This is a genomic window from Nocardioides currus, from assembly GCF_003057875.1.
GTDB lineage: Bacteria > Actinomycetota > Actinomycetes > Propionibacteriales > Nocardioidaceae > Nocardioides > Nocardioides currus.
In genome coordinates, this window is record NZ_PYXZ01000005.1 from 51,621 (window position 1) to 64,652 (window position 13,032).

At 73.1% G+C, this 13,032-nt stretch carries 10 protein-coding genes and 1 pseudogene; all 11 read right to left on the reverse strand.

Annotation, left to right across the window (positions count from 1 at the left end; translation table 11 throughout):
- Nucleotides 1-54 precede the first annotated feature (54 nt).
- Entirely contained in the window at nucleotides 55-756 is a 702-nt protein-coding gene (locus C7S10_RS12345) for a YggS family pyridoxal phosphate-dependent enzyme (RefSeq protein WP_108344743.1), read from the reverse strand.
- A complete protein-coding gene (locus C7S10_RS12350; RefSeq protein WP_108344744.1) occupies nucleotides 753-1,457 on the reverse strand; it encodes a purine nucleoside phosphorylase YfiH/LACC1 family protein in 705 nt (234 codons plus the stop codon). The genes C7S10_RS12345 and C7S10_RS12350 overlap by 4 nt, the downstream gene beginning before the upstream one ends.
- Nucleotides 1,458-1,745: 288 nt before the next feature.
- A pseudogene (gene ftsZ, locus C7S10_RS12355) lies at nucleotides 1,746-2,690 on the reverse strand (cell division protein FtsZ); the annotation flags it as partial.
- Between the two features lie 217 nt (nucleotides 2,691-2,907).
- The gene (locus C7S10_RS12360; protein ID WP_108344746.1) at nucleotides 2,908-3,675 is read right to left on the reverse strand and encodes a cell division protein FtsQ/DivIB; all 768 of its coding nucleotides are present in this window, start codon (nucleotides 3,673-3,675) and stop codon (nucleotides 2,908-2,910) included.
- Nucleotides 3,668-5,086 carry a UDP-N-acetylmuramate--L-alanine ligase gene (murC, locus tag C7S10_RS12365; protein WP_108344747.1) on the reverse strand — a complete coding sequence of 473 codons (1,419 nt, stop codon included), beginning with the start codon at nucleotides 5,084-5,086 and terminating at the stop codon, nucleotides 3,668-3,670. The genes C7S10_RS12360 and murC overlap by 8 nt, the downstream gene beginning before the upstream one ends.
- On the reverse strand, nucleotides 5,083-6,165 hold the full coding sequence (gene murG / locus C7S10_RS12370; RefSeq protein WP_108344748.1) for an undecaprenyldiphospho-muramoylpentapeptide beta-N-acetylglucosaminyltransferase: 1,083 nt from the start codon (nucleotides 6,163-6,165) through the stop codon (nucleotides 5,083-5,085). Before murG ends, murC begins: the two co-directional genes overlap by 4 nt.
- 13 nt (nucleotides 6,166-6,178) lie before the next feature.
- The gene (gene ftsW, locus C7S10_RS12375) at nucleotides 6,179-7,453 is read right to left on the reverse strand and encodes a putative lipid II flippase FtsW (protein ID WP_108344749.1); all 1,275 of its coding nucleotides are present in this window, start codon (nucleotides 7,451-7,453) and stop codon (nucleotides 6,179-6,181) included.
- 18 nt (nucleotides 7,454-7,471) lie between these two features.
- Nucleotides 7,472-8,935, reverse strand: coding sequence for a UDP-N-acetylmuramoyl-L-alanine--D-glutamate ligase (murD, locus tag C7S10_RS12380; RefSeq protein WP_108344750.1), 1,464 nt, complete (start codon nucleotides 8,933-8,935; stop codon nucleotides 7,472-7,474).
- A gap of 7 nt (nucleotides 8,936-8,942) precedes the next feature.
- Complete coding sequence (mraY, locus tag C7S10_RS12385; RefSeq protein WP_108344751.1) at nucleotides 8,943-10,055, reverse strand: phospho-N-acetylmuramoyl-pentapeptide-transferase; 1,113 nt, start codon at nucleotides 10,053-10,055, stop codon at nucleotides 8,943-8,945.
- Nucleotides 10,052-11,488 carry a UDP-N-acetylmuramoyl-tripeptide--D-alanyl-D-alanine ligase gene (locus tag C7S10_RS12390; RefSeq protein ID WP_108344752.1) on the reverse strand — a complete coding sequence of 479 codons (1,437 nt, stop codon included), beginning with the start codon at nucleotides 11,486-11,488 and terminating at the stop codon, nucleotides 10,052-10,054. Before C7S10_RS12390 ends, mraY begins: the two co-directional genes overlap by 4 nt.
- Nucleotides 11,485-13,011, reverse strand: coding sequence for a UDP-N-acetylmuramoyl-L-alanyl-D-glutamate--2,6-diaminopimelate ligase (locus tag C7S10_RS12395; RefSeq protein ID WP_108344986.1), 1,527 nt, complete (start codon nucleotides 13,009-13,011; stop codon nucleotides 11,485-11,487). The genes C7S10_RS12390 and C7S10_RS12395 overlap by 4 nt, the downstream gene beginning before the upstream one ends.
- Between the last annotated feature and the right edge of the window lie 21 nt (nucleotides 13,012-13,032).

Below are 13,032 nucleotides of genomic sequence, written 5' to 3' on the forward strand. Positions count from 1 at the left end.
CGATTGTCGCGGGCCGGGTGAGGGCTCGCGAGTGATGTACGTCTGTTCGAGACATTACTGGACCGGTGGCCTCGGACCGAGGACCGCGGAGCCGACACGCACGCGTGTCGCGCCGTGCCCGATCGCGGCCTCGAGGTCGCCGCTCATCCCGGCCGAGAGCTCGGTGGCGCCGGGGTGGGTCCGGAGGAGCTCGGAGCGAATCGCGGCCAGCCGCGTGAAGGCCGCGGCGGGGTCCTCACCGAGCGGCGCGACGGCCATCAGGCCGCGCAGTCGCAGCGCCCCCGAGGCCTCGACCGCGTCCGCGAGCCCGGCCAGGTCGGCGGGGTCGGCGCCGGAGCGGTGCTCGGCTCCCGGCGGGTCCAGGCTGACCTGGAGGAGCACGTCGACCTCGTGGCCGCGGTCGTGGGCGCCGCGCTGGAGGCCGGCGACCAGCTTGGCGCGATCGAGCGACTCGACGACGTCGGCGTAGGAGGCGACGGCGGCCGCCTTGTTGCTCTGGAGGCCGCCGATGAAGTGCCACACCAGGGGCAGGTCGGCGCACTCGGCCACCTTGGCGGCGGCCTCCTGGTGGCGGTTCTCCCCCACGTCCCGCACCCCGAGGTCGGCCAGGATGCGCACGTCGGAGGCCGGGAAGAACTTGGTGACCACGGTCAGCGCGACCTCGTCCTCGCCCCGGTCCGCCTCGCGGCAGGCGTCGGCGATGCGGCGGCGTACGGCGCTGAGGTTGGCCGCGATCTCGTCGGCGCGCTGCGTCACGAGGCATCCTCCCCGGACAGCCAGACCAGGCCGGCGAACCGGCCCGCGGCGGCTCCGTCACGGCGGTAGGAGTGCAGCCCGCGGTCCTCGACGGTGCACCCGGTGACGTCGACGACCCGGACGCCGGCACGCTCGAGCTGGGCGGCGACCCCGGCGCCGATGTCGACCGCGGGGGTGCCCCACGAGGTCTCGGCCCAGGACTCGGGCACGGCGGCCGCGACCTCGTCACGCATGGCCTCCGGCACCTCGTAGCACCGGCCGCACACGTGCGGGCCCAGCCAGGCGGTGAGGTCGCCGGCGCCACGCTCGCGCATGGCCTCGACGGTCCGCGTGGCGATGTCGAGGACCATGCCGGGGCGACCGGAGTGGACGGCACCGATGACGCCGGCCTCGGCGTCGGCCAGCACGAGCGGCACACAGTCGGCGACGCGGACCATCAGCCCGAGGCCGCGCGTGGTGGTGACCAGGGCGTCGCCCTCCGGCACCTCGCCGAGCGGCATCGGCGCGTCGACGACGAGGACGTCGTCGCCGTGGACCTGGTTGAGCCGCGCCAGCGGGACTCCGACGACGCCCTCCACCCGGGCCAGCAGCTCGGGGAACCCGGCGCGCAGGCCCTGCAGGTCGATCGAGGAATCGGTGAAGGCCACGTCGACCCGGGACGTGGTCGACGTGGCCTCCAGCGAGTCGCGGTAGACGAACACCTACTTGAGGAAGTCCGGCACGTCGAGGTCGTCGTCGTCGAACTGCACCGACCGGGTCGGCTTCGGCGCGGCGGGCGTCGAGGGGTGGACCGAGGGTGCCGCGGCGGGCGTGCCGGAGGACGTGGCGCTGGGCGCCTGGCTCGCCGGGCTCGACGTGCGACCGACCGCGGCGTCGGGGGTCGTCGACCGGCTGGCCGCGACCTCCTGGGCGGCGGCACGGGTCTCGGCCTGCGTCTGGGTCGGCGCGCTGGGCCGCAGGACGTTGCCCTCCGTGCGCCGCTTGGGCATGCCGCCGTCGAAGCCGGCCGCGATCACGGTCACCCGCACCTCGTCGCCGAGGGCGTCGTCGATGGTCGCGCCGAAGATGATGTTGGCCTCGGCGTGCGCCGACTGCGACACGAGCGCCGCTGCCTCGTTGATCTCGAACAGGCCGAGGTCGGAACCGCCGGCGATCGAGAGGAGCACGCCGTGGGCGCCCTCGATGGACGCCTCGAGCAACGGCGACGAGACCGCCATCTCGGCCGCCTGCACGGCCCGGTCCTCACCGCGGGCCGAGCCGATGCCCATGAGTGCGGAGCCGGCGTTGGCCATGACCGACTTCACGTCCGCGAAGTCGAGGTTGATCAGGCCGGGGGTGGTGATCAGGTCGGTGATGCCGGAGACGCCCTGGAGCAGCACCTGGTCGGCCTGCTTGAAGGCGTCGAGCACCGACACGTTGCGGTCACTGATCGACAGCAGCCGGTCGTTCGGGATGACGATGAGGGTGTCGACCTCCTCGCGGAGCTGGCTGATGCCCTCCTCCGCGGAGTTGGCGCGTCGGCGGCCCTCGAAGGCGAACGGGCGCGTGACCACACCGATCGTCAGGGCGCCGAGGGAGCGCGCGATGCGTGCGACGACCGGGGCGCCACCCGTGCCGGTGCCGCCGCCCTCGCCCGCGGTCACGAACACCATGTCGGCGCCCTTGATGACCTCTTCGATCTCGTCGGCGTGGTCCTCGGCCGCCTTGGCGCCCACGTCGGGGTTGGCGCCGGCACCGAGGCCGCGGGTGAGCTCGCGCCCGATGTCGAGCTTGACGTCGGCGTCGCTCATGAGCAGGGCCTGGGCGTCGGTGTTGATCGCGATGAACTCGACACCCTTGAGGCCGACATCGATCATGCGGTTGACGGCGTTGACGCCGCCTCCACCGATACCCACGACCTTGATGATCGCCAGGTAGTTCTGTGCTGCTGCCATGGCTGCAGGCCTCTCAGTGATGGGGGGTCGTGCTCGGAACGGTCGTGCTGGTTCGGGGAAGTCGTCGGCCGGCTCACCACACCCTCGAGGTGCGTGAACCCTAACGGTCCACCTGAGGGTTATAGTTATGTCAACCTCGCGTTGGTCATGACTGTAGGCACGACGCCCGGGCGGCCCGGGCCGACACGCCGCCGCACACGCGGACGAGAAGATTTTCTCAGCGGGTGGTGGGGCTGCCGGGCACGCTGACGTCGTACACCTTCGCGTCCTGCACCGCGAGGAGCTCGGTGAGGACGGTCGCCTTGAGGTCGCTCTCGTCGGCGCTCCCCCACTGCACCTCGCGCCCGTCGCGGAGCACCAGGCTGATCTGGTCGATGGTCTGCACCTCGACGTGGTCGATCCGCGCGGCCAGGTCCTCGGGCATGGCGGAGACCACGCCCGCGGCCTCCTTGAGCGCGTCGGTGCCGGTCGAGGTGGTGGGCCGGACCCGCGGCAGCCCCCGGGGCGCCGACTTGTAGTCGCGGAAGACGATGCCGTCCTCGTCGAGGCCACGCAGGGTCCCGCCGAGCTCGACGACCGCGACGGCCGTGCGCTCGGTGACGCTGATCAGCACCCCGTGCGGCCAGGCCCGCGTCACGTCGGCGTCCTTCACCTCCGAGAGCGTCTCGACACGGCGCTCGGCGTCGGCGAGGTCGACGAAGGCCAGCTGCTCGCCCTCGGGGACGGCCGCGACGCGCAGCACCTTCTGGTCGGAGAGCAGGTCGTTGCCGCTGACCTCGACCTCGGTCACGGACAGGGCGGTCGAGAAGAGGACGAGCCACAGGGCGGTGCCCACCAGGGCCACGAGGAGCGCCAGCGCGACGACCAGCTTCCAGCGCATCCACCGCCGCGCCCACTGGCGGCGGGCGAACCGCTGGCGCGTGCGCCGCTCGGCCCGCTCGTCGGCGGACTCGGGCGTACGTCGCGAGGTGTCGGTCTCAGGCATCGCGCTCCTCCAGCAGCGCGAGGATCGGGGCGCCCAGCTGCGTGATGCTGCCCGCGCCGAGCGTGAGGATGACGTCGCCGGGTCGCGCGCGGCGTACGAGCTCGGCGGGGACGGCGTCGAAGTCGGGCACGAGCTGCACGCGCTCCGCGGGCAGGGGCACGGCGTCGGCGACCAGGGCGCCGGTGACGGCGGGGTCGGCCTCCTCGCGGGCGAGGTAGACGTCGAGGACGACGACCTCGTCGGCCGCGCCGAGCGCCCGGCCCATCTGCTCGCCGAAGATGCGGGTGCGGGAGACGAGGTGCGGCTGGAACGCGACGACCAGCCGGCCGTCGCCGGCGACGGCGCGGGCGGCCTGGAGGTCGCCCGCGATCTCGACGTGGTGGTGGGCGTAGGAGTCGTAGACCCGGACGCCGGCGGCCTCGCCCTTGAGCTCCATCCGGCGGCCGGTGCCGGTGAAGGCGGCGAGCCCGTCGGTGAGGTCGTGGAAGGCGAACCCGAGCCGCAGTCCCGTCGCCAGCGCGGCGGCCGCGTCGAGGACGTAGTGGCGACCGGGGATGCGCAGGCGGAGCTGTCCGAGCTCGACGCCGTCGCGGGTGATGCGCGAGGTGGAGGTGGTGCCGTCGAGGACCAGGTCGGTGATGCGTACGTCGCAGCCCTCCCCCTCGCCGGCGGTGATGACCTCCAGGCCGGCGTCGCGGGCCGTCGCGGCCAGCGCCGCAGCGCCGGGGTCGTCGACGCAGCAGACCAGGAACCCGGCGCGGTCGATCGTCGCGGCGAACTCGTCGAAGGCCGCGTGGTAGGCCTCCTCGGTGCCCCAGTTGTCGAGGTGGTCGGCCTCGACGTTGGTGACGATCGCCGCGTGCGGGCGATAGACCAGGAACGCGCCGTCGGACTCGTCGGCCTCCGCGACGAACAGGTCGTCGGTCCCGGCGTCGGCGTTGCGGCCGGTGGCGGTGAGCACTCCCCCGACGGCGTACGTCGGGTCGGAGCCGGCCGCGAGCAGGGCGCTGGTCAGGAGACCGGTCGTGGTCGTCTTGCCGTGCGTGCCCGCGACGGCGAGCACCCGGCGCCCGGCCATGGTCGCGGCGAGGCCGGCGGAGCGGGGCAGGACGCGCAGCCCGAGGCGGCGTGCCTCCGCGACCTCGACGTTGTCCTCGCGGGCCGCCGTGGTGACCACGACCGTGTCGGCACCGGCGACGTGGTCGGCGGAGTAGCCGAGGTGACAGGTCACCCCGAGCTCACGCAGCGCCGGCAGGAAGGGCGTGTCCTGGTCGTCGGAGCCGGAGACCTCGACCCCGCTCCTGGCCATGATCCGGGCGATCGCGGACAGGCCGGCTCCGCCGATGCCGATGAAGTGGACGCGCCCGAGCCGGTCGGCGGGCAGGATCTCGTCGGGGATCGGGATCCTCATCCGCGTCCCTCGCCGGCGGCCTCGACGACCATGCGCGCGAGCTTGTCGTCGGCGTCGAGCGGGATGACGCCGCGGGCGGCGGCACCCATCTCGTCGAGGCGGGCGCGGTCGTTGAGCAGGTCGGGGACGGTCGCGGCGACCCAGTCGGTCGTCAGCGCGGCGTCGGAGACGAGCAGCCCGCCGCCGGCGTCGACGACGGGACGCGCGTTGACCGCCTGCTCGCCGTTGCCGATGGGCAACGGCACGTAGACGGCCGGGAGCCCGACCCCGGACACCTCGGTGACGGTGTTGCTGCCGGCGCGGCAGAGCACGGCGTCGGCCGCGGCGTAGGCGAGGTCCATCCGGTCGACGAAGCTGCGCACGACGTAGGCCACGTCACCGGAGGCGACGTCGAGCTCGTGACGCGGTCCGACGACGTGCAGCACCTGCACCCCTCCGGCGGCCAGGGCGGGGGCGGCGCCCGCGACGGCGGCGTTGAGGCGGGCGGCGCCCTGGGAGCCGCCGGTGACGAGCAGGGTCGGCCGGTCGGCGGAGAGCCCGAACTCGGCGAGCGCCTCGTCGCGCAGGGCGGCGCGGTCCATGGTGGAGATCATCCGGCGGATCGGCAGTCCGGTGTACGTCGCGTGGCGCAGCGGGGTGTCGGGGAAGCTGGTCGCGACGTGCGCGGTCATCCGCGCCCCGAGCTTGTTGGCGACACCGGGGACGGCGTTGCCCTCGTGCACGACGATCGGCAGGCCGCGCCGGCGGGCCGCGAGGTAGGCCGGGACCGAGACGTAGCCGCCGAACCCGACGACGACGTCGGGGCGGATGCGGTCGACGACCTCGAGGGCGGCGTTGCGAGCGGCGCGCAGCCGGCCGGGGGTGCGGAGCAGGTCGGCGCTCGGACGGCGCGGCAGTGGTACCCGCGGGACGATCTCGAGGGGGAAGCCCGCCTCCGGCACGAGCCGCGCCTCGAGGCCCTCGCTGGTGCCGAGGCAGACGATCTCGGTGGACGCGTCGAGACGCAGGAGGGCGGCCGCCGTGGCGAGCAGCGGTGAGGTGTGGCCGGCCGAACCGCCACCGGCGAGGAGGATGCGCATGTCGCTCGCGAACCTATCGGTCGGTGCGGGGACCGGCCGAGAGCCCTGCGGAGCGGTTGCGACGGCGGGCCGCCAGGGCGCGTGCCGCCTCGGGCTCACGCCGGGCGAAGCCGATCACCAGGCCGAGGGCCACCAGCGACGGCAGGAGTCCCGATCCGCCGTACGACACCAACGGCAGCGGGATGCCGATCACGGGCAGCACCGCGAGCACCATGCCGACGTTGATCACCATCTGGCCGACCAGCCAGACCACGATGCCGAAGGTCATGTAGCGGACGAAGGGCTCCTCGGTGTGGCTGGCGACGCGCAGCGCCGCGAAGGCGATGGTGAAGAACAGCCCGATGACCAGCAGCGTCCCGACGAGGCCGAGCTCCTCGCCGAGCACCGCGAAGATGAAGTCGGTGTGGGCCTCCGGCAGCGAGCCCCACTTCTGGTTGGACGCGCCGATGCCCTGGCCGAGCCAGCCGCCGGTCGAGAGCGCGTACAGGCCGTGGGCCGGCTGCCAGCCGGTGTTCTGGTAGTCCTTGAACGGGTCGACGAAGTTGGTGATCCGCGAGAGCCGCTCGGTGTCCATCGCGGCCAGGAACACCGCGACCGCGCCGACGATCGAGAGGCAGACGACGAAGAGCCGCGCGGGCGCGCCGACCACCCAGAGCATCCCGAGGAGGATGGCGAAGAGCACCAGCGCGGTGCCGAGGTCGTGGCCGACCACGACGAGGCCGGTCGCCAGCAGCATGCCCGGGACGACGGGGATCATCACGTGGTGCACGCTGCCGAGGCGACGCTCCTTGCGGGCGTAGACGTTGGCCGCCCACAGGATCAGGCCGAGCTTGGCGATCTCGGAGGGCTGGATCGCGATCGGGCCGACGGCGAGCCAGTTCTGGTTGCCGTTGCGCTCGTCGCCGAAGAAGGCGGTCAGCAGCAGCAGGGTCAGCGAGACGAGGTAGGCCGGCCAGGCCAGGCCGCGCACCCACCCCTGCGAGAGCCGGGAGGCGATGAAGGCGCACGGGACGCCGAGCACCACCCACAGCAGCTGGCGCTTCACCACGGCGTAGGAGTCGTCGTACGTCTTGAGGCTGTAGACGCTGGAGGCGCTGAGCACCATCAGCAGCCCGATGGTCAGCAGCAGGGCCGAGGCGCCGAGGAGGAGGTAGTAGGACGACAGCGGCCGGTCGAGCGCGGCGCGCAGGCTCTCGATGCCGTGCCGGATGCCGGCGAGCGGACGGGGCCGGGCCGAGGTGTCGGTGGGAGTCTCGACGGGCCCCCCGACGGGGGTGGTGGTGGCCATCGGGCTCCCCCTTCCTCGTCAGTCTCCGGTCAGCCGGCGCCGGACCGCAGCGGCGAACTCGTCCCCGCGGGCGGCGTAGTTGGTGAACATGTCCATGGAGGCGCATCCCGGCGCGAGCAGCACCGTGTCGCCGGGCTGGGCGAGGCGTGCGGCTGCGTCGACGACGCGGTCCATCGGTGCCCCAGTCTCCCCGTCGCCGATCTCGATGACGGGCACATCCGGGGCGTGTCGCGAAAGGGCCTCGGCGATCACCGGGCGGTCCCGACCGAGGAGCACGGCCCCGCGCAACCGACCACGCACCGACTGCACGAGGTCGTCGAAGTGCGCGCCCTTGGCGAGGCCGCCCGCGACCCAGACCACCGACTCGTAGGCCTGGAGCGAGCTCATGGCGGCGTGGGGGTTGGTGGCCTTGCTGTCGTCGACCCAGGTCACGCCACCGGACTCGGCGACGTGCGCGATGCGATGGCCGTCGGGCGTGAACGCGCGCAGGCCGTCGCGCACGGCCTGCTGCGAGACGCCGTGCGAGCGGGCCAGCGCCGCCGCGGCCAGCGCGTTGGCGACGAAGTGGGGCGCGGGCGAGGCGAGGTCGGCGATCGTGCACAGCTCGGCGGCCGTGGTGGACCGCTCCTCGATGAACGCGCGGTCGGCGAGGAAGTCCTCGACGACACCGACCATCCCGACGCCGGGCATCCCGAGCGTGAAGCCGATGGCGCGGGCACCCTCGACGACGTCGGCCTCCATCACCAGCCGCTCGGTCTCGGGGTCGGCGACGTTGTAGACGCAGGCACGCTGCACGCGTTCGTAGATCCGCCCCTTGTCGCCGGCGTAGTCGGCCATGGCGTGCGGGCCGTCGTACCAGTCGAGGTGGTCCTCGGCGAGGTTGAGCACCACCGCGGACTCGGCGCTCATCGACTGGGTGTAGTGCAGCTGGAAGCTGGAGAGCTCGACGGCGAAGACGTCGTAGGGCTCGGGGTCCATGACGGCCTCGACGACCGGGCGTCCGACGTTGCCGACGGCCGCGCTGCGCAGGCCGGCCGCGCGCAGGATCGAGTCGAGCATCTGGACCGTCGTGGTCTTCCCGTTGGTGCCGGTGACGGCGAGCCACGGGGCGGCGTGCTCGGGGTCGCGCAGCCGCCAGGCGAGCTCGACCTCCCCCCAGACCGGGATCCCGCGTGCGGCGGCCTGCGCCAGCAGCGGGGCCGACGGCTTCCAGCCGGGCGAGGTGACCAGCACGTCGACGTCGTCGGGGAGCGTGTCGGTCGCTCCCTCCTCGAGCCGCACCGTGGCGCCGAGGGTCTCGAGGAGCTCTGCCTTCTCGGCCTTCTCGGCCGTGGTGGTCTCGTCGAGCGCCGTCACCGAGGCGCCCAGGAAGAGCAGGTTGTCGGCCGCGGCGTAGCCGGAGACGCCGAAGCCGGCCACGACCGCGCGCACCCCGTCCCACGGGGTGTGACGGCCGAGGGCGTCGAGATCGGGGCTGGTCATGGGTGGTTCATCCGATGCCCGCGACCCACTCGGCGTAGAAGATGCCGACGCCGGTCGCCACGCAGAGGCCGGTGATGATCCAGAAGCGGATCACGATGGTGACCTGGTCCCAGTTGAGCATCTCGAAGTGGTGGTGGAGCGGCGTCATCCGGAACACCCGGTGCCCGGGCTGGACCCGGAAGACCGCGCGGAACAGCCCGCTGGCGCGGCTGACCTTGAACACGGAGACCTGGATCATCACCGAGAGCGTGACGGCGACGAAGAGCCCGCCGATGATGACGAGCAGCAGCTCGGTGCGGGTCATGATCGCGAAGCCGGCCATCGCCCCGCCGAGCGCGAGCGAACCGGTGTCGCCCATGAAGATCTGCGCCGGGGACGCGTTCCACCACAGGAAGCCGAAGCAGGCGCCGGTGATCGCGGCGGCGACCACCGCGAGGTCGAGCGGGTCGCGCACCTCGTAGCACTTGGCCCCCGCCTCGATCGCGCAGGACTGGGAGTTCTGCCAGATGTTGACCAGCGTGTAGGCGGCGAAGACCAGGATGCTGCAGCCCGTCGCGAGGCCGTCGAGGCCGTCGGTGAGGTTGACGGCGTTGCTGAAGCCGGTCACCACGAACCAGATCAGGACGATCACCAGGACCGTCGGCAGCGCGAACGCCTCGTAGTCGCGGATGAACGAGATGTGGTTGGACGCCGGGGTCCTCCCCCGCTCGTCCTCGAGCGCCGGCGAGAGCGCGAGGAAGCCGAAGACCACGGCGATCAGGGTCTGCCCGATGAGCTTGGCGCGACTGCGCAGGCCGAGGCTGCGCTGGCGGCTGATCTTGATGAAGTCGTCGAGGAAGCCGACGGTGCCGAGGCCCACGAACAGGAAGAGCAGCAGCATCGCCGAGGCCGTGGGCGCCTGCATGGTGATCAGCTTGGCCGCGAAGTAGCCCACCACCGTGGCGAAGATGATGACGAGGCCGCCCATGGTCGGCGTCCCCCGCTTGGTGTGGTGGGTCGTCGGACCGTCGTCGCGGATCTCCTGGCCGTAGCCACGACGGGCCAGGACCACGATGGCGTAGCGGGTGCCGAGCAGCGAGATCAGCAGGGACAGGCCGCCACCGAGCAGGATTGCTCTCACGGGGTTCTGCTCCCTTCAGCGGGGGTGTCGTCCGACGGTTCGTCGGTCATCGGTTCGTCGAGCACGGCCTCGGCGACGCGCTCCAGCGCGGCGCCGCGCGATGCCTTCACCAGGACGACATCTCCAGCCGACCCATTCTGTCGTAACCATGCGACCGCTTCGGCATGCCCCGCCGTGACGATCGCCTCACCCGACCAGCCGGCCTCGGCGCGGGCGGCCTCGGCCATCCGCGAGGCCATGTCCCCGATCGTGAGGAGCACGTCGACGCCGGCCCGCGCAGCTGTTCGGCCGACCGCGCGGTGGGCCTCGACCGCGCCCTCGCCGAGCTCGAACATCTCGCCCAGCACCGCGATGGTCCGGCGCCCGGACCGCTCGCGGATGCCGTCGAGCACCGCCAACGCGGCGGCCATCGACTCCGGGTTGGCGTTGTAGGCGTCGTTGACCACGACCGTGCCGTCGGCGCGCTCGTGCACCTCCATCCGCCAGCGCGAGGGCGGCCGGGCGTCGGTCAGCCCGTCCGCCACCGCATCGAGGTCGAGGCCACCGGAGAGCGCCATCGCGGCGGCAGCCAGCGCGTTCTCGACCTGGTGCAGCCCGAGCTGGCCGAGGTGGACGGTGGCACCGCTCCCCCGCCACTGGAGGTCGAAGGAGGGACGACCGAGCTCGTCGGTGCTCACCTCGGTGGCGCGCAGGTCGCCGCCGGCGCCGAACGTGACCACGGACGCAGTGGTGCGGGGCGCCATGGCTGCGACGAGCGCGTCGTCGGCGTTGAGGACGGCCGTCCCCTCGGCGGTCAGGGCCTCGACGATCTCGCCCTTGGCGACGGCGATGGCCTCGCGGCTGCCGAACTCGCCGATGTGCGCCGTGCCGACGTTGACGACGGCCGCGACGTCGGGCGGGGCGATGCGGCACAGCTGCGCGATGTGGCCGATGCCGCGCGCACCCATCTCGACGACGAGGTGCTTGGTGTCGGCGCCGGCACGCAGCACCGTGAGCGGGACGCCGATCTCGTTGTTGAAGTTGCCGCGGGTGGCGACGATCGGTCCGTCGCCCTCGAGGATCGCGGCGAGGTAGTCCTTGGTGCCGGTCTTGCCCTGCGAGCCGGTCAGGGCGTACGTCGCCAGGTCGGTCAACGAGTCGTGCACATGCCGCGCCAGCGCGCCGAGCGCGGCCACCACGTCGTCCACCACGACGGTCGGCGCCGTGGTCGGCCGGCTGCCCAGCACGGCCACGGCCCCGGCGGCGATCGCCTGCTCGGCGAGGTCGTGCCCGTCGACGCGCTCCCCCGCGATCGCCACGAACAGGCCGTCGGCCTCGGGGGTGCGGGTGTCGACGAAGGCACCACCGGTGACGACGGTGCTCTCGCTCGCGGGGTCGCCGTGGACGGTGCCGCCGACCACCTCGGCGATCTCGGCGAGGGTCATGGCGATCATCGACCGACCGCCTCGACGGCCTCGCGTGCGACGAGGCGGTCGTCGAAGGGGTGCACCTCGCCGTGGACCTCCTGCCCCGTCTCGTGGCCCTTGCCGGCGACCAGCACGACGTCGCCGGGCGCTGCGCGGCGTACGGCCTCGACGATCGCGGCGCGGCGGTCGCCGATCTCGAGCACCTCGGCGGCGCCGTCACGGGTGCCCGCGAGCACGGCCGCGCGGATCGCGGCGGGGTCCTCGGTGCGGGGGTTGTCGTCGGTCACGATCAGGACGTCGGCGAGCCGGGCGGCGATCTCGCCCATGATCGGGCGCTTGCCGGGGTCACGGTCGCCGCCCGCGCCCAGCACGACGATCACGCGACCGTCGGTCAGCGGCCGCAGGGTCGCGACCACGGCCTCGACCGCGTCGGGCTTGTGCGCGTAGTCGACGACCAGCACGAAGTCCTGACCGGCCTCGACCCGCTCCAGGCGGCCGGGGACGCCGTGGCCCTGCCCGATGCCCGCGGCCACGAGGGTCACGTCGAGGCCGGCGATCGCGGCCGACGCGATGGCCGCCAGGGCGTTGGACACGTTGAAGGCGCCCGGGACCGGCACCCGGGCCGGGACCCGCTGGCCGTCCGGACCGAGCACCGTGAAGGTCGCCCCGTCGCCGGCGAGCTCGACGTCCACGGCCCGCCAGTGGGCGGCCCCCGTCGTGGAGTAGGTGTGCATGGGGATGGTCGCCGTGTCCAGCAGCCGGCGGCCGAACTCGTCGTCGACGTTGGTCAGCCCCACCCGTGCGCGCTCCGGCGTGAACAGCGACGCCTTGGCGGCGAAGTAGTCGTCGACGTCGGCATGGAAGTCGAGGTGGTCGCGCCCGAGGTTGAGGAAGGTCGCCACGTCGAACACCACCCCGTCGACCCGGCCGAGGACGAGCGCGTGGGAGGACACCTCCATCGCGCACACCTCGACGTCACGCTCGCGCATCAGCGCGAAGAGCCCGTGGAGGTCGGGCGCCTCCGGGGTCGTCAGCGCGGTCTTGATGTCGGAGCCGGCGACGCGGGTGCCGACCGTGCCGATCACGGCGCCGGTGACCCCGATGGCCTCCAGCCCGTCCTCGAGCAGCCGGGTGGTGGTCGTCTTTCCCTGGGTGCCGGTGACGCCGATCATCGTCATCCCGGCCGCGGGCTCGCCGTAGACGTGCGCGGCCAGTCGTCCGAGCACACGACGCGGCTGGTCCACGACGAGTGCGGGGGTGTCGGGCGGGAGCAGCGCGGCGCCCGCCGGGTCGGTGAGCACGCCGACCGCACCGGCGGCCAGCGCGGCCGGCGTGAACTCGGCTCCGTGCGCGCGGGCGCCCGGCAGTGCGGCGTACAGGTCGCCGGTCCTGATGCGCTGGGTGCTGAGCGAGACGCCGGTGACGTCCGCCGCCTCCGGCCCGTGCGTCGTCACGGACGTCAGAGACCCGAGCCACCCGGCGAGGTCGGTCCACGCGGTCGCGACCGGCTCCGTGGGGCGCCCCGGGAGGCCGGGCTGTTCAGCGGACACGAGCGGAGGGTATCGCTGCGT

Excerpts from the sequence above, each read along its gene's own strand:
- C7S10_RS12360 (WP_108344746.1), bottom strand. The coding sequence starts at position 3,675 with ATGCCTGAGACCGACACCTCGCGACGTACGCCCGAGTCCGCCGACGAG.
- murC (WP_108344747.1), bottom strand. The coding sequence starts at position 5,086 with ATGAGGATCCCGATCCCCGACGAGATCCTGCCCGCCGACCGGCTCGGG.
- murG (WP_108344748.1), bottom strand. The coding sequence starts at position 6,165 with ATGCGCATCCTCCTCGCCGGTGGCGGTTCGGCCGGCCACACCTCACCG.
- ftsW (WP_108344749.1), bottom strand. The coding sequence starts at position 7,453 with ATGGCCACCACCACCCCCGTCGGGGGGCCCGTCGAGACTCCCACCGAC.
- murD (WP_108344750.1), bottom strand. The coding sequence starts at position 8,935 with ATGACCAGCCCCGATCTCGACGCCCTCGGCCGTCACACCCCGTGGGAC.
- C7S10_RS12390 (WP_108344752.1), bottom strand. The coding sequence starts at position 11,488 with ATGATCGCCATGACCCTCGCCGAGATCGCCGAGGTGGTCGGCGGCACC.